18 protein-coding genes and 1 tRNA gene are annotated in these 15,898 nt (G+C 59.7%); 12 read left to right on the top strand and 7 right to left on the bottom strand.

The features are described 5' to 3' along the window. Positions 1-3 precede the first annotated feature (3 nt). Positions 4-240: a DUF4224 domain-containing protein gene (locus BHC62_RS20890; protein ID WP_057441436.1), complete on the top strand. Its 237-nt coding sequence runs from the start codon at positions 4-6 to the stop codon at positions 238-240. Positions 241-244: 4 nt separating this feature from the next. After that, positions 245-1,309: a tyrosine-type recombinase/integrase gene (locus BHC62_RS20885; RefSeq protein ID WP_070995991.1), complete on the top strand. Its 1,065-nt coding sequence runs from the start codon at positions 245-247 to the stop codon at positions 1,307-1,309. 128 nt (positions 1,310-1,437) lie between these two features. On the opposite strand, the gene BHC62_RS20880 is transcribed toward BHC62_RS20885, so the two are convergent. Further along, positions 1,438-1,528, bottom strand: a tRNA-Ser gene (locus tag BHC62_RS20880). A gap of 152 nt (positions 1,529-1,680) precedes the next feature. Here BHC62_RS20880 and BHC62_RS20875 point away from each other — a divergent pair. From BHC62_RS20875 to BHC62_RS20845, 7 genes are all read left to right on the top strand, one after another. Continuing rightward, entirely contained in the window at positions 1,681-2,352 is a 672-nt protein-coding gene (locus BHC62_RS20875) for a Bax inhibitor-1/YccA family protein (protein ID WP_029293588.1), read from the top strand. Between the two features lie 87 nt (positions 2,353-2,439). Beyond that, positions 2,440-2,832, top strand: coding sequence for a sulfurtransferase complex subunit TusD (gene tusD, locus BHC62_RS20870; protein ID WP_070995990.1), 393 nt, complete (start codon positions 2,440-2,442; stop codon positions 2,830-2,832). A 1-nt stretch (position 2,833) separates the two neighbouring features. Further along, a complete protein-coding gene (gene tusC / locus BHC62_RS20865; protein ID WP_070995989.1) occupies positions 2,834-3,184 on the top strand; it encodes a sulfurtransferase complex subunit TusC in 351 nt (116 codons plus the stop codon). Next, on the top strand, positions 3,184-3,477 hold the full coding sequence (gene tusB / locus BHC62_RS20860) for a sulfurtransferase complex subunit TusB (protein WP_070995988.1): 294 nt from the start codon (positions 3,184-3,186) through the stop codon (positions 3,475-3,477). The genes tusC and tusB overlap by 1 nt, the downstream gene beginning before the upstream one ends. Further along, positions 3,474-3,809 carry a TusE/DsrC/DsvC family sulfur relay protein gene (locus BHC62_RS20855; protein WP_029293579.1) on the top strand — a complete coding sequence of 112 codons (336 nt, stop codon included), beginning with the start codon at positions 3,474-3,476 and terminating at the stop codon, positions 3,807-3,809. Before tusB ends, BHC62_RS20855 begins: the two co-directional genes overlap by 4 nt. Further along, on the top strand, positions 3,806-4,807 hold the full coding sequence (locus BHC62_RS20850; RefSeq protein ID WP_070995987.1) for a glycosyl transferase family protein: 1,002 nt from the start codon (positions 3,806-3,808) through the stop codon (positions 4,805-4,807). Before BHC62_RS20855 ends, BHC62_RS20850 begins: the two co-directional genes overlap by 4 nt. An 88-nt stretch (positions 4,808-4,895) precedes the next feature. Beyond that, a complete protein-coding gene (locus BHC62_RS20845) occupies positions 4,896-5,891 on the top strand; it encodes a glutathione S-transferase family protein (protein WP_070995986.1) in 996 nt (331 codons plus the stop codon). Between the two features lie 129 nt (positions 5,892-6,020). Here the strand turns inward: BHC62_RS20845 and cysG are convergent, their stop codons facing one another. Genes cysG through BHC62_RS20815 form a run of 6 tightly spaced genes read right to left on the bottom strand, consistent with a single transcriptional unit; the run spans position 6,021 to position 13,509 of the window. Beyond that, entirely contained in the window at positions 6,021-7,415 is a 1,395-nt protein-coding gene (gene cysG / locus BHC62_RS20840) for a siroheme synthase CysG (RefSeq protein WP_070995985.1), read from the bottom strand. After that, positions 7,416-8,696: a serine--tRNA ligase gene (gene serS, locus BHC62_RS20835; RefSeq protein WP_029293570.1), complete on the bottom strand. Its 1,281-nt coding sequence runs from the start codon at positions 8,694-8,696 to the stop codon at positions 7,416-7,418. It lies immediately after the preceding gene. Between the two features lie 16 nt (positions 8,697-8,712). Next, complete coding sequence (gene crcB / locus BHC62_RS20830; protein ID WP_029293568.1) at positions 8,713-9,087, bottom strand: fluoride efflux transporter CrcB; 375 nt, start codon at positions 9,085-9,087, stop codon at positions 8,713-8,715. After that, the gene (locus BHC62_RS20825) at positions 9,084-10,409 is read right to left on the bottom strand and encodes a replication-associated recombination protein A (RefSeq protein WP_070995984.1); all 1,326 of its coding nucleotides are present in this window, start codon (positions 10,407-10,409) and stop codon (positions 9,084-9,086) included. The genes crcB and BHC62_RS20825 overlap by 4 nt, the downstream gene beginning before the upstream one ends. Positions 10,410-10,419: 10 nt before the next feature. Continuing rightward, the gene (gene lolA, locus BHC62_RS20820; RefSeq protein WP_029293564.1) at positions 10,420-11,043 is read right to left on the bottom strand and encodes an outer membrane lipoprotein chaperone LolA; all 624 of its coding nucleotides are present in this window, start codon (positions 11,041-11,043) and stop codon (positions 10,420-10,422) included. 57 nt (positions 11,044-11,100) lie between these two features. Further along, positions 11,101-13,509, bottom strand: a complete 2,409-nt coding sequence (locus BHC62_RS20815) for a DNA translocase FtsK (protein WP_029293562.1) — start codon at positions 13,507-13,509, stop codon at positions 11,101-11,103. A 521-nt stretch (positions 13,510-14,030) separates the two neighbouring features. Between BHC62_RS20815 and aat the strand changes: the two genes are divergently transcribed. The 3 genes from aat (at position 14,031) to infA (ending at position 15,793) form a co-directional block, all read left to right on the top strand. Further along, positions 14,031-14,711: a leucyl/phenylalanyl-tRNA--protein transferase gene (aat, locus tag BHC62_RS20810; protein WP_029293560.1), complete on the top strand. Its 681-nt coding sequence runs from the start codon at positions 14,031-14,033 to the stop codon at positions 14,709-14,711. Between the two features lie 55 nt (positions 14,712-14,766). Further along, positions 14,767-15,474 carry an arginyltransferase gene (locus tag BHC62_RS20805; RefSeq protein ID WP_029293558.1) on the top strand — a complete coding sequence of 236 codons (708 nt, stop codon included), beginning with the start codon at positions 14,767-14,769 and terminating at the stop codon, positions 15,472-15,474. A 100-nt stretch (positions 15,475-15,574) separates the two neighbouring features. Further along, positions 15,575-15,793, top strand: coding sequence for a translation initiation factor IF-1 (gene infA / locus BHC62_RS20800; RefSeq protein WP_002553999.1), 219 nt, complete (start codon positions 15,575-15,577; stop codon positions 15,791-15,793). Positions 15,794-15,898: the final 105 nt, after the last annotated feature.

The following is a 15,898-nucleotide window of genomic DNA, read 5'->3' as shown; positions in this document are numbered from 1 at the left end:
ACCATGGAAATGCAAAGCGAAACGCTTGCCGAGGAAGAGATCGCGGCAATAACGGGCTACATGATCCCGTCCAGGCAGATCGAGTGGCTCAACAAAAACGGCTGGAAATACGTACTGACTCGCTCGCGCCGACCAGTGGTGGGCCGCGTTTACGCCCGGATGAAGTTGGCCGGAGTGAAGCCATCAGCAGAAAACGTCGCGGCCGAAGCCTGGTCACTGAATCTTTCAAACGTAGGATAAAGACATGCGAGCAAAAAAGGCGGCAAACAGGGACCTGCCGCCGCGAATGATTCGGCGTGTACGCACGCTGAAAGGCGGAAAAGAGTGGGTTGGGTATTACTACGACGGGAGGAATGAAGACGGGAAGCGGGTGGAGATTCCGCTCGGGGGTGACCTGGAAATTGCAAAGGCTGAATGGGCAAAGCTCGACTGCAAGCCGGTACCGAAGAAAGGAGCCCTGCTGGGCCAGGTGTTTGACCGTTACGAGCGCGAGATCATCCCAGGCAAGGCACCCAAGACGCAGAGCGATAATCTCCTGAGCCTGAAGCAACTGCGCAAAGCGTTCAGCGACGCCCCTATTGATGCGGTTACACCACAGATCATCGCGCAGTACAGGGATAGCCGGAGCGCCAAGGTAAGAGCCAATCGGGAAATATCACTGTTGTCGCACATCTACAACATTGCGCGGGAGTGGGGGCTCACCGAGAACAACCCTGCCGCCGGCGTGCGCAAGAACAAGGAGGCGCCTCGAGACTTCTACGCAACTGAGGAGATCTGGAGCGCCGTTTACGCAGTCGCAGCCTCGGAGCTTCGCGATGCTATGGACTTGGCCTACCTGACCGGACAGCGCCCCGCAGATGTGCTTTCGATGCGCGAGGCTGATGCGGTAAATGAATTCCTGCAGGTGTCGCAAGGCAAGACGGCCAAGAAGCTCCGGATCCGCCTTACCGCTGCCGGAAACCTTAATGACCTGGGCACACTGGTCGAGCGACTGATAGAGCAGCGGCGCTCGCGTGGAGTACGGACTCCATACCTAATAATCACTGAAGATGGCCGGCAGGTGACCAAGCCGATGCTACGCCTACGCTTTGACGATGCCAGGAACAAGGCAATTGCCATTGCTAACGAGGCGGGAGACGGCGTGCTTGCGGCGAGCATCCGGCAGTTCCAGTTCCGCGACATCCGACCAAAAGCAGCCAGTGAGATATTGGACCTTGGCGATGCCAGTCGCCTGCTTGGGCACACGGATAAGCGGATAACCGAGACGGTTTATAGGCGCGTTGGCGAGATCGTGAAACCGACACGTTGATAGAGCATCTGACAGTAGTTGCGGAAAGCGTCGTAAACGATGCGGAAACTGTTAGTTTAAAACCCAGTCCAATTATCGAACGCCAGAAACACAAAAGCCCCGCATAAGCGGGGCTTTCGTATGAATCTTGGCGGGAAACCAGGGATTCGAACCCTGGGAACGCTATTAACGTTCGCCGGTTTTCAAGACCGGTGCATTCAACCACTCTGCCAATTTCCCTTGTGCAACACAGGATTATAGTAGCCCATCCTGTCTCAGCGGGCGCCATAATACCCGAATGAAACACACTGTCAAACTCTCTTCATAGCTTGTTACAGAGCGTCTGTTATGATCTTTGCGACTGAACGTTTCAAAACTGAAGGAGTGTCGCCATGCGCGAACAGGATTACGCAGTTAATAGCAACGTGCAGGCTGAGCAGCTAGAGGTTAGCCGCGTCCTGCGCAATACATACGGCCTGCTCGCCCTCACCCTCGCATTTAGCGGCGTGATGGCGTATGTGGCGCAGCAGATGCGTGTTGGCTACCCGAATATCTTCGTGGTGTTGATCGGCTTCTACGGCCTGTTTTTCCTCACCAACAAGCTGCGCGACTCGGCCTGGGGCCTGGTGTCGGCGTTTGCCCTGACCGGTTTCATGGGGTTCCTGCTGGGCCCGATCCTTAACCGTTACCTGGGCATGCAGGGCGGCGCGGAAGTGGTCAGCTCGGCGTTTGCCATGACGGCATTGGTGTTTGGTGGCCTGTCGGCCTATGTACTGATCACCCGTAAGGACATGAGCTTCCTCGGCGGTTTCATCACGGCTGGCTTCTTCGTGTTGCTGGCGGCGGTGTTGGCAAGCATGTTCTTCCAGATCAGCGGCCTGCAGTTGGCGATCAGCGCCGGTTTTGTGCTGTTTTCCTCGGTCTGCATCCTGTTCCAGACCAGCGCCATCATCCATGGCGGCGAGCGTAACTACATCATGGCGACCATCAGCCTGTATGTATCGATCTACAACCTGTTTGTCAGCCTGTTGCAGATCTTCGGCATCATGAGCCGCGACGACTGATCCCAGCCCCATCAAAAAGCCCGCTTCGGCGGGCTTTTTGTTGCCTGCGGCTTTATCATTGGCACAGGTTTACCTACAGAGTGTTCCATGAAGTTCGCAATTGCGCTGTTTTCCGCCGCCCATGCGCCCTCCTCGCGCCGTGCCCTGCTGTTTACCCAGGCTGCACTGGCCGGCGGGCATGAGATTGTGCGGCTGTTTTTCTATCAGGATGGCGTCTACAGCGCCGCCAATTCGGTGGTCACGCCGCAGGATGAGCAGGACATCGCCCAACAATGGCGCGCCCTGGTCAGCGAGCATCAACTCGATGGCGTGGTATGCATCGCTGCTGCGTTACGGCGCGGCGTGCTCAATGCCGAGGAAGCTGCGCGCTACCAGCGCAGTGCGGTGAACCTCGATGCGCCCTGGGCGTTGTCGGGCCTTGGGCAATTGCACGATGCAATCCAGGACGCCGACCGCCTGATTTGCTTTGGAGGGCCATGAAATGTCCAGATCCTTGCTGGTAATCAGTCGCCAGGCGCCGTGGTCCGGGCCCAGTGCGCGGGAAGCGCTGGATGTGGTACTGGCCGGTGGCGCATTCGACTTGCCGATTGGGCTGCTGTTTCTCGATGACGGGGTGTTTCAACTGGCACCTGCACAGAATGCCAAAGCCGTGCAGCAGAAGGATGTGACTGCCAACCTGCAGGCACTCTCGCTGTTCGGCATCGATGAGGTGTTTGCGTGCAGCCACAGCTTGGCCGAGCGTGGATTGAGCGCCCCTGATAGCGCGCAGCCACTGAGCAGCGAACAGATTTCCCAGATGATTGACCGTTACGATCAGGTGATGACCCTCTGATGTCGACTTTGCATGTATTGTCCCACTCACCCTTTTCCGACAGCCGACTGGACAGTTGCCTACGGCTGTGTGGTGCACAAGATGCGATCCTGCTGTGCGGCGATGCAACCTATGCCCTGCAAGCCGGTAGCGCGCCCTTCAAGGCCCTGGAGGTCAGTGCCTTGGTCATCTTCGTGCTTGCCGAAGACGCCCAGGCCCGGGGCCTGTCATTTCCGGAGTGGGCCAAGAGTGTTGACTACCCAGGTTTTGTGCAGTTGTCGATCGACCATGACAAGGTCAACAGTTGGTTATGAATACGCTGACCGTAGGCGCGCGCGCATTAGAACTGGACAAAGACGGTTACCTGGCTGACCTCAATGACTGGTCAACCGAGGTGGCCAACGCTTTGGCAAGCGCTGAAGAACTGGAATTGACCGACGAACACTGGGAAATCCTCGAGCTGCTCAGGGGTTTTTACCAGGAGTTCCAGTTATCACCGGCCACCCGCCCGCTGATCAAGTACACCGCCTTGAAGCTGGGCCCGGAAAAGGGCAACAGCCTGCACCTCAACCGACTGTTCAAAGGCACTCCCGCCAAACTTGCCGCCAAGCTGGCGGGCCTGCCCAGACCGACGAATTGTTTATGACCGACTTCGCCCCGTTGATCACCGAAACTCCCGCCGAACATCCCTTTGCGCCGTTTGTGCGCATCCTCGGCAAAGGCAAGCGCGGTGCCCGCAGCCTGACGCGCGAAGAAGCGCGGGAAGCCATGGGCATGCTGCTCGACGAGAAGGTCGAGGAGTCCCAGCTCGGCGCGTTCCTGATGCTGCTGCGCCACAAAGAAGAGAGCCCAGAGGAACTCGCCGGCTTCACCGAGGCCCTGCGCGAACGCCTGAACCCGCCGGCACTGCAGGTGGATGTCGATTGGCCTACCTACGCCGGGAAAAAACGCCACCTGCCGTGGTACCTGCTGGCCGCCAAGTGCCTGGCGCAAAACGGCGTGCGAATTTTCATGCATGGCGGCGGCGCCCACACAGCCGGCCGGCTGTACACCGAACAGTTGCTGCGTGAGCTGCAGATTCCACTGTGCCGCAACTGGCAACAGGTCGAGACCGCCCTTGCGCAAGGCAACCTGGCGTTTATGCCGCTGGGCGACTGGGCCCCGCAACTGCAACGCATGATTGACCTGCGCAACATCCTTGGCCTGCGCTCACCTATCCATTCCCTGGCGCGCATCCTCAACCCACTGGGCGCACGCTGCGGCCTGCAAAGCATCTTCCATCCCGGTTACCAGGGTGTACATCGCGATGCCAGTGGCCTGCTGGGTGACAACACCATTGTGATCAAGGGCGATGGCGGCGAGATCGAGATCAATCCCGACTCCGCCAGCCACTTATATGGCACCACCGGTGGCGCAAGCTGGGATGAGGAGTGGCCTGCCCTCTCCGCCCAGCGCCACGTCAAGCCGGCCAGCCTCGACCCCGAGCATTTGAAAGCCCTGTGGCGCGGCGAAGTGCAGGATAGCTACCCACAGTTGGCGTTGATCGCCACCATGGCCCTGGCCCTGCGCGGCCTTGGGCACCCACGGGAGCAGGCTTTTGAACTGGCCCAGCAGTATTGGGATGCGCGGGACAAATCGATTTAATCGATCATTAACCCCGAGCCTTTGCGCTATTTGTTCGAACCCAGACGATTAGACTGCACTCCAACGCTTAATAGCCAAGGAGTCAGTCATGGGTTTGCTGATTGAAGGACACTGGCATGACCAGTGGTACGAAAGTAGCGCAGATGGCGCCTTCCAACGGGAACAGGCGCAACGCCGGCACTGGGTCACCGCAGATGGCCAAGCTGGCCCAAGCGGCGACAGCGGCTTCAAAGCCGAAGCCGGCCGCTACCACCTCTATGTCTCCCTCGCCTGCCCCTGGGCGCACCGCACCCTGATCCTGCGCAAGCTCAAGGGTCTGGAGAGCCTGATCGACGTTTCAGTGGTCAGTTGGCTGATGCTGGAAAATGGCTGGACCTTCGACAAGGCCCATGGCTCTACCGGCGACAGGCTCGACGACTTTGCCTTCATGCACCAGCGCTACACCGCCGATACCGCCGACTACACCGGGCGCGTCACGGTGCCGGTGCTGTGGGACAAGAAGCTCAATCGCATCGTCAGCAATGAATCGGCGGAGATCATCCGCATGTTCAATAGCGCGTTCAACGAGCTGACGGGCAACACCCTGGACTTCTACCCCGAGCCATTGCGCCCGACCATCGACGCGTGGAACGAGCGGATCTATCCCGCCGTGAACAATGGCGTGTATCGCGCAGGCTTTGCCACTTCGCAGCAGGCGTACGAAAGTGCCTTTGATGATGTATTTGCCGAGTTGGATCACCTGGAGCAGCACTTGGGTGGTCACCGCTACTTGGCAGGTGAATACCTGACCGAGGCTGATGTACGCCTGTTTACGACGCTGATCCGGTTTGATGCGGTTTATTACAGCCACTTCAAATGCAACCTACGGCGGATTGCGGATTATCCGAACCTGTCGAATTGGTTGCGCGAGCTGTATCAATGGCCGGGGGTGGCCGAGACAGTGGATTTTGCCCATATCAAGGGGCATTACTACGCTAGCCACCGCACGATCAATCCGACAGGGATTGTGCCGAAGGGACCGTCGCAGGCGTTTGACAGCAAACATGACCGGCAGAAGATGAGCAGCAAGGGCGTCTGGAGCTGAAGCAAAAACTGTAGGAGCGAGCTTGCCCGCGAAGATCGTCAACGATAACGCGGGCATTCTGGAGGCACGCGGCGCAGTTGATTTTTTCGCGAGCAGGCTCGCTTCTACAATTGATATGAGTGCCGGTGATCACACCTGGGACTGAGCACCTTCGAACCACTTCAGTTTCTCACGCAACACCACTACTTCTCCTACGATCACCAGTGTCGGCGCATGCACTTCATGCTCCGCCACCAGGCGTGGCAGGTCAGCCAGGGTGCCCGTAAACACACGCTGGTTGGACGTGGTGCCTTGTTGGATCAGCGCTGCCGGGGTGTCTGCCGAACGACCATGGCGGATCAGTTGCTCGCAGATGATCGGCAAGCCGATCAAGCCCATGTAGAACACCAGGGTCTGCGACGGCCCGACCAAGTCATTCCAAGGCAAATCCGAAGTCCCGTCTTTCAAGTGCCCGGTGATGAAACGCACGGATTGCGCATAATCACGATGGGTCAAGGGAATACCGGCGTAAGCCGCACAACCGCTGGCCGCGGTAATCCCCGGCACCACCTGGAACGGGATGCCAGTGGCCGCCAGTTCCTCGATCTCTTCACCGCCACGCCCAAAAATAAACGGGTCGCCGCCTTTGAGGCGCAGCACGCGCTTGCCCTGCTTGGCCAGTTTCACCAATTGCTGGTTGATCTGGTCCTGCGGCACCGCATGATCGGCGCGGCGCTTGCCGACATATACCCGCTCGGCGTCGCGACGGCACAACTCAAGAATCGCTGGCGCCACCAGGCGGTCATATAGCACTACGTCGGCTTGCTGCATCAAGCGCAGGGCGCGAAAGGTCAGGAGGTCCGGATCACCGGGGCCCGCACCGACCAAATACACTTCACCCGGCGCATGGGGCGGCTTGCCATTGACCTTCTCTACCAGCAAACGCTCAGCTTCATCGCCTTGCCCAGCCAGTTGCCGATCGGCAATCGGCCCTTGGAAAACCTCTTCCCAGAAAGCCCGGCGCTGTTGCACATCGGGATACAAACCTTTGACCTGCGCCCGAAAGCGCGCAGCCAGCCCGGCCAACTGGCCGTAGGTGGACGGGATCCAGGTTTCCAGCTTGGCACGGATCAAGCGCGCCAGCACCGGCGCGTCGCCGCCACTGGACACTGCAATCACCAAGGGCGAGCGGTCGACAATCGCCGGGAAGATCACGCTGCACAAGGCCGGCGCATCCACCACATTGACCGGCACACACCGGCGTCGGGCATCGCTGGACACTTGCGCGTTCAGCGGCTCGTCGTCGGTCGCCGCGATGATCAGGGTGCAACCATCAAGGTCCGCCTCCTGATAACCACGCACAATCAGTTCACCGCCACTGCCCTGCACCAATTCCCGTAACTGATCTTCGATCAGGGGAGCAACCACCCGCAACAACGCGCCGGCATCGGCCAGCAGCCGGGATTTGCGCAAGGCAATCTCCCCGCCACCGACGACCAACACACGACTGCCGCGCAGGTTATGAAACAGCGGCAGAAATTCCATTTAGCCGATGACCTCAACGCCCGCCATGTACGGCTTGAGCACTTCAGGCACGCGGATCGAACCGTCAGCCTGTTGGTAGTTTTCCAGCACCGCGACCAGGGTGCGGCCTACGGCCAGACCCGAACCGTTGAGGGTATGGACCAATTCCGGCTTGCCGGTTTCCGGGTTGCGGAAACGCGCCTGCATGCGCCGGGCCTGGAAATCACCGCAGTTGGAGCACGAAGAAATCTCACGGTATTTGTCCTGGCTCGGCACCCATACTTCCAGGTCGTAGGTCTTCACCGCGCTGAACCCCATATCGCCAGTGCACAGCGCCAATACGCGATACGGCAGCTCCAGCAGTTGCAGGACGCGCTCGGCGTTGGCGGTCAGGCCTTCCAGGGCTTCCATGGAGGTCGACGGCTCGACCACTTGCACCATCTCGACCTTGTCGAACTGGTGCTGGCGGATCATGCCGCGGGTGTCACGGCCCGAGGCGCCGGCTTCACTACGGAAGCACGGGCTGTGGGCGACGAACTTGATCGGCAGTTGCTTGGCGTCGAGGATCTCGCCGGCCACGATGTTGGTCAGCGACACTTCGGCGGTCGGGATCAGGTACAGATCGGCTTCGCCATCGCGGCTGATCTTGAACAGGTCTTCCTCGAATTTCGGCAGTTGGCTGGTGCCCATCAGTGCCGGCGCCTGCACCAGGTACGGGGTGTAAGCCTCTTCGTAACCGTGTTCGCCGGTGTGCAGGTTGATCATGAACTGCGCCAGGGCACGGTGCATGCGCGCGATCGGGCCGCGCAGCAAGGCAAAGCGCGCGCCGGACATTTTGGCGGCAGTTTCAAAATCCAGGCCACCGGTCAATTCGCCCAGGGCGACGTGGTCCTTGATCTCGAAATCAAAAGCTTTTGGCGTACCCCAGCGGCGCACTTCGACGTTACCGTCTTCGTCTTCGCCAACCGGCACCGACTCGTGCGGCAGGTTGGGAATGCCCAGAAGGATCGAATCCAACTCGGACTGAATCTTGTCCAGCTCAACTTTGCCGTCGGACAGCTCGCTGCCCATGCGCTCGACGTCCGCCATCAGCGGCGCGATGTCTTCACCACGCTGCTTGGCCTGACCGATGGATTTGGAACGTGCATTGCGTTCAGCCTGCAGTGCTTCGGTGCGGGTCTGGACGGTCTTGCGCTGTTCTTCCAGCGCTTCGATGCGCGCAACATCCAGGGCAAAGCCGCGGGATGCCAGGCGGTCCGCTACGTCCTGAAGGTTGCTACGTAACAGTTTGGAATCGAGCATGTCGGTCTCTCGTTTATCAAAGTTTGGTCAAGGACAGGCCAGCCCAGGTGGCAAGCAGCCCGCCGAATACACTGATGGCCACATAGCTTAATGCCAGCGGCACTTGCCCGCTTTCCAGCAGGCGCACGGTATCCAGTGAAAAGGATGAAAAGGTAGTCAGGCCGCCAAGGAAGCCCACCATCAACCCGGCGCGCACTTCAACAGGCACCTCCGGGCGTAACAGAAACAGGCCGTACAACACGCCGATCAGCAGGCAGCCCACGATATTAACGGCCAGCGTCGCGCTATAGAAGTGTTTCGGCCAATTGGCGTTGATCCAATTGCCCGTGGCAAAGCGCAACAAGGTCCCGGCTACACCGCCAACGGAGACTGCGACGACCAAGGGAATCATGGTTTTCTCCGCTGTTTCGGGCTCAGGCGGTCAAGTTGCGCCAAGTGGTTGAGCTTTTCCCCGATCTTCAGCTCCAGACCACGAGGTACCGGCTGATAGAACGGCTGAGGGTCCAGATCGTCGGGAAAGTAGTCTTCCCCGGCGGCATAGGCATCCGGCTCATCGTGGGCGTAGCGATATTCGTCACCATAACCCAATTGCTTCATCAGCTTGGTGGGCGCGTTGCGCAGATGCAGCGGGACCTCAAGCGAGCCGTGCTCGGCCGCTGCACGCAATGCCGATTTGAAGCCCATGTACACCGCATTGCTTTTCGGCGCACAGGCAAGGTAAGTGATGGCCTGCGCTACCGCCAACTCGCCTTCCGGGCTGCCCAGGCGCTCCTGGACCTCCCATGCCGCCAGGCACAGGCTCAGGGCGCGGGGATCGGCGTTGCCGATGTCCTCGCTGGCCATGCGCACCACGCGCCGGGCCAGGTACAGTGGATCGCAACCGCCGTCGATCATGCGCGCAAACCAATACAACGCGCCGTCCGGGTTGGAGCCGCGTACAGATTTGTGCAACGCGGAAATCTGGTCGTAAAAGGCTTCGCCGCCCTTGTCGAAGCGCCGCCGGGTATCACCCAGCAGGCTTTGCAGCAGGTCGACGCCAATCTCACTGTTGTCTTCGGCCAGGTCAGAGGCGTTCTCCAGCAGGTTGAGGAAACGTCGACCGTCACCGTCAGCCGCCGCCAGCAGAATCTTGAAACCCTCCTCCCCCAGGCTCAGATGGCGTTTGCCCAGCCCCTTGTCCTCGCCCAGCGCCCGCTGCAACAGCTTCTGCATTGCGGCTTCATCGAGGCTCTTGAGCACATACACTCGCGCCCGCGAGAGCAAGGCGTTGTTCAGTTCAAACGAGGGGTTTTCCGTGGTGGCGCCGATGAAAATCAGTGTGCCATCTTCCACGTAAGGCAGGAATGCATCCTGCTGGGATTTGTTGAAGCGATGCACTTCGTCGACAAACAGGATGGTGCGCCGACCGTACTGCCCGGCCTGCTGCTTGGCGACCTCCACTGCCTGGCGGATCTCCTTGACCCCGGCCAACACTGCCGAGACCGTTTCAAAGTGTGCATCCGAGACTTTCGCCAACAGCCGCGCCAGGGTGGTCTTGCCCACGCCCGGCGGCCCCCAGAAAATCATCGAGTGCAGGGCACCCTGCTCCAGGGCCTCGCGCAGGGGCTTGCCGCGGGCCAGCAGGTGCTCTTGCCCGACATACTCATCCAGGTTGGTCGAGCGCAAACGCGCGGCCAAAGGCTGGGCAATCGGGTCACTTCGAAACAGGTCCATGGGCAGCGATTTACTCCTGGATCACATCGGCACCCTTGGGGATGTCGAACTTGAACGTGGAGGCTGGGACCGGCTCATTGGCCTTGACCCCGGTGAACAGGATATTGGTGCGCTGGCCGACACTGTCGACCAACTGCATATCGTTGATCACGCCGTTGCGGAACGACAGGCGCAGGCTGTCGAACAGCGTGTCCTTGGACTTGGGCTTGAGGGTGAAGTCGATCACATTGCTCTGTTGCTTGGAGGTGATCTCGAAACTCTCGCTGATCTGCGACACATCACCGGACAGCAGCAAGGCCGGGGTCTGGCTCAGGCGCGGGTCGAGGGTCTTGATGGTCGCCTGCTCCAGGTCCGGGTCCCACAGCGTGACTTTCTTGCCATCAGAAACGATGGTCTGCTCGTTGGGCGCGTCGGTTTTCCAGAAGAACAGGCCTGGGCGCTGCACCGCCATTTCACCGGCCGTTTCCTGCAACTGCGTGCCGCCGCCGTCCAGGGTCAACTGGGAGAAGCGCGCGGTCAGGGTCTTGGATTTGTCCAGCAGGTTGGTCAGGCTCGCGACGGAGGCCTGGTCAGCGTGGGCCGAAAACGCGGTCAAGGCCAATGCCGGCAACAACAGCATGCGGATAAGACGCATGGGAGTCCTCATAGAATGATGTGAAAGGCGCGCCGCGTGCTGCCACGCGGCACGAGGTCAGTCGCGCATCGGCCCTGGCGCGATCACTTCGCGCGAGCCGTTGGTGTTCATTGCCGTGACGACGCCGGCCATTTCCATGGATTCGATCATACGCGCGGCGCGGTTGTAGCCGATCTTCAGTTTACGTTGCACCGCAGAGATCGAGGCGCGACGGCTTTCCAGCACGAACGCTACCGCTTCGTCATACAGCGCGTCGGTCTCGGCATCATCGTCGCCGCCACCGCTGCCACCGTCGAAGCCGCTGCCGGCCTCCTCGACACCCGCCAGGATATCGTCGTTGTATTCCGGCGCACCGCGCAGTTTCCAGGCCTCGACCACGCGGTGCACCTCGTCATCGGAAACGAAGGCGCCGTGAACGCGGATCGGCAGGCTGGTGCCGGGCGGCATGTAGAGCATGTCACCATGGCCCAGCAGTTGCTCGGCGCCGCCCTGGTCGATGATGGTCCGCGAGTCGATCTTGCTCGACACCTGGAACGCCATACGCGTCGGGATGTTGGCCTTGATCAGACCGGTGATCACATCCACCGATGGCCGCTGGGTCGCAAGGATCAAGTGGATCCCGGCGGCACGGGCCTTCTGCGCGATACGGGCGATCAGTTCTTCGACCTTCTTGCCGACGATCATCATCATGTCGGCAAATTCGTCGACCACGACGACGATGGTCGGCAGCTTGGTCAGCAACGGCGCTTCATCGTGAATGCTTTCACGCTTGTACAGCGGGTCGGTCAGCGGCGTACCGGCGTCCTGGGCTTCCTTGACCTTGGCGTTGAAGCCGGACAGGTTACGCACACCCATCTTCGCCATCAGCTTGTAGCGTCGCTCCATCTCGGCAACGCTCCAGCGCAAGGCGTTGGCGGCGTCCTTCATGTCGGTCACCACCGGGCACAGCAGGTGCGGAATGCCTTCGTAGATCGACAGCTCAAGCATCTTCGGGTCGATCATGATCAGCTTGGCGTCTTCCGGGCCGGACTTGAACAGGATCGACAGGATCATCGCGTTGACCCCCACCGACTTACCGGAACCGGTGGTACCGGCCACCAGCAGGTGAGGCATTTTCGCAAGATCTGTGATCACCGGCTTGCCGCCAATGTCGTGACCCAGGGCCAGGGTGACCGGCGACTTGAAGTTGTCGTATTCCGGGGTCGACAGCACTTCGGAGAAACGCACGATCTGACGATCTTCGTTGGGAATCTCAATGCCCACGGTGGTCTTGCCGGGGATCACTTCCACCACGCGCACGCTGGTCACGGCCAGTGAGCGCGCAAGGTCTTTGGCCAGGTTGGCGATACGGCTGACCTTGACCCCAGCGGCCGGCTGGATCTCGTAACGGGTAATCACCGGGCCTGGGTGGATCGAATCCACCGACACTTCGACACCAAACTCCTTGAGCTTGATTTCCAGCAGATGGCCAACGGCCGCCAGGGATTCCGGGGAATAGTTGAGTTGTTTCTTTTCCGCCGGATCAAGGATCGAGATCGGCGGCAAGGTGCCTTCGACGGCGCTGTCGATAAACAGCGGCGCCTGCTTTTCCTTCTGCACACGATGACTTGGCTCGGGCGCCTTGACCGGTGCGGGAGCGATGACCGGCGGCACTTGTTTCTCGCGATCAGACATGTGCTTGGTCAGCGCCTGCTCACGCTCGATCAAGCGCTCCTTGACCTTGGCCTGCTCACGGCGGTCAGGCGTACTCGGAGCCACCACTTCGTTGACCCGTGTATCGACTTCACGCAGTTGCGCAACCATGCGTTTGCGGTCCACGCGGGCTGCCCACCAGCGGTTGGCAGCGCCCTGGAACAGCTCGAACAGATCGAGGGTGATCTTGCCGGTCACATCCATGACCTTGAACCAGGACAAGTCGGTAAACACCGTCAAGCCAAACAGGAACAGGGCAATGAACATCAGCGTGCTGCCCTGGATATTCAGGGTCTTGCGGGCCAGGTCACCCAGGCTTTCGCCCAGGGCGCCGCCCGCACCCGCCGGCAGGCCGGTCGGTGCATGGAAATGGATATGTGCCAGCGCCGCGCCCGACAACACCAAAAACACCAGGCCGATCAGGCGCCAGGAAAACAGCCAGCCGCTCCACTGCCACGGCTCGTGGCGCTGGCGGAAGATCTGCCAGGTCTTGATCGCCAGCAACAGCGGGAAGATATAGGCGAAATAACCGAGGATCATGAACAGGATATCGGCGCTGTAGGAGCCCACAGGCCCGCCGAAGTTCTGCACATCATCGATCTTGCTGTTATGGCTCCAGCCCGGATCATCCTTGCCATAGGTCAGCAAGGCCATCATCAGGAACAGGCATAAAGCACCGATGGCAATCAGCGCGCCTTCCTTGAGCCGATAGTGCAGGTGCTGGCGCCAGGCCGGTACCACTGCTGTTTTGGGTGCTGCGGCGGATTTCTTCAAAACGGGTCTTTTCCTGCGCCTTAAGCGCGTCCAACAGTTGAATGACTATAAAAATACTGCCCAACCCGGGCAGGTGAAAAGTGAACGAGCGTCGTCAAGCGTCCTATAACACTCCGTGACTGCGTCATGAACAGGCGTTAACGCCGGCCCACAAGGACATAGTGCCGCCATTGTACGGGTTTGTGTGCCCGTTGCCACGCTGCCGGCCTTGCTCCTGAAGCATACACAAGCGCATTGCCCATACGTTTCAATTTGAGCATGCATTGTCTTTACTGACAAAGGCTTATGAGCTGTTTTTATCAGACTGGACAAGCTTTACCCAGCATTCCCGCCCAACGGATGGCGACATGACGCGATTACGACCGCATCACCGCTATAGAGTTGCAGAAACACTCGCTCATGCATCTGGGCACTGATTGCGCGATCGCGCTGGCCGAGTGGCGCTGGGTCGACAATAATCACTGCCTACGCGGCGGGCCTTGGCCTGTCACCGCCCTCCCCTTCCGTAAGCCTGACTACCCATGCTCACCTGGTTGCAACGCAATACCCTGACTTTCCCACCGCTGGCAAAAGCCATGCGTGAACCCAACGGCCTACTCGCCGCCGGTGGCGACCTGTCCGCCGACCGCCTGGTCCAGGCCTATCGCCATGGCTGCTTCCCCTGGTTCTCGGAAGGCCAGCCCATCCTGTGGTGGTCGCCCGACCCGCGCACGGTATTGTTCCCCGCAGAGCTGCACGTATCCCGCAGCCTCGCCAAGCTGCTGCGTCAGCAACGCTACGAGGTGACCTTCGACCAGGACTTCGCCGCCGTCATACAGGCCTGCGCTGCACCTCGCAGCTATGCAGACGGCACCTGGATCACCGACGCCATGCAGAACGCCTACCTGCAACTGCACCAACGGGGCTATGCCCATTCTGTCGAGGTGTGGGACCAGGGCACGCTGGTTGGCGGCCTGTACGGCCTGGCCATGGGCCAGTTGTTCTTTGGCGAATCAATGTTCAGCCGCGCAGACAACGCCTCGAAATTCGGCTTTGCCACGCTCGTCAGGCAATTGCAGGCCTGGGGGTTTGTCCTGATCGACTGCCAGATGCCCACCGATCACCTGCACAGCCTCGGCGCCCGCGCCATCCCCCGCAGCGACTTTGCCGGTTACCTGCGCGACCATCTTGATCAAGCCAGCAGTGGGCCGTGGGTTTCTTAGGCGACATGCGCACACCTGGCTTACACTTATTTCAAAGCTTATCCGAGGGTTGATCATGACCGAGTTGGCGCGCTTGAAGTTTTATGCCACTCAACCCCACTCTTGCAGCTACCTGCCCGAGGAACAGGCGACGACGCTGTTCCTCGACCCCAGCCAGCCGATGGACGTGCACGTGTATGCGGATCTGTCAGAGATGGGCTTTCGGCGCAGTGGCGACCACCTGTATCGGCCGCACTGCCAGAACTGCAACGCGTGTGTGCCGGCGCGCATACCTGTGGCGCAATTTTTGGCGGACCGTAATCAAAAACGCATCCTCAAACGTAATGCCGACCTGATCGTGACCGCAGCCAAGCCCGGTTTCAGCGAGGAATATTTCGATCTTTACCAGCGCTACATCGAACAGCGCCACGCAGACGGCGACATGTTCCCACCCAGTCGCGACCAGTTTTCCACGTTTCTGGTGCGCGACCTGCCGTTCTCGCGCTTCTACGAATTCCGGCTTGAAGGAAGGCTGCTGGCGGTCGCGGTCACCGACCTGCTGCCCAATGGCTTGTCGGCGGTCTACACCTTTTACGAGCCCGCTGAAGAGCGCCGTAGCCTGGGGCGCTTCGCAATCCTGTGGCAGATCAGTGAAGCATCCAGGCAAAATCTGGAAGCGGTTTACCTCGGATACTGGATCAAAAACTGCAAAAAGATGAACTACAAGACCCAATATCGGCCCATTGAGCTGCTAATTAATCAAAGATGGGTCACGCTTAACTAGAACCCCTTGGCTTAAACACCCTTTTTCGGGCACAATGCACGCCGCTTTTGCCTGGCGCAGTTGCACCGGGCCATTCACTGGATACCGAGGGCTTTACTGCATGTCGAAAGAAGACAGCTTCGAAATGGAAGGCACTGTCGTCGACACCCTGCCCAACACCATGTTTCGTGTGGAGTTGGAAAATGGGCACGTCGTAACCGCGCATATCTCCGGCAAGATGCGCAAGAACTACATTCGTATTCTTACCGGTGACAAAGTGCGCGTCGAGCTGACGCCCTATGACTTGAGCAAAGGGCGCATCACTTACCGCGCTCGCTAAACAAGTCAATACAAAACGCCCGGTTATGCCGGGCGTTTTTGTGCGTGTGGGATTTATAGAGGTCGCAAAACAACTGTAGGAGCGAGCTTGCTCGCGAAGAACCCC

This window comes from Pseudomonas sp. 06C 126 (assembly GCF_001855215.1).
GTDB lineage: Bacteria > Pseudomonadota > Gammaproteobacteria > Pseudomonadales > Pseudomonadaceae > Aquipseudomonas > Aquipseudomonas proteolytica.
The sequence above is the reverse complement of the archived record's forward strand: the minus strand, read 5'-3'. Positions and strand labels throughout refer to the sequence as shown.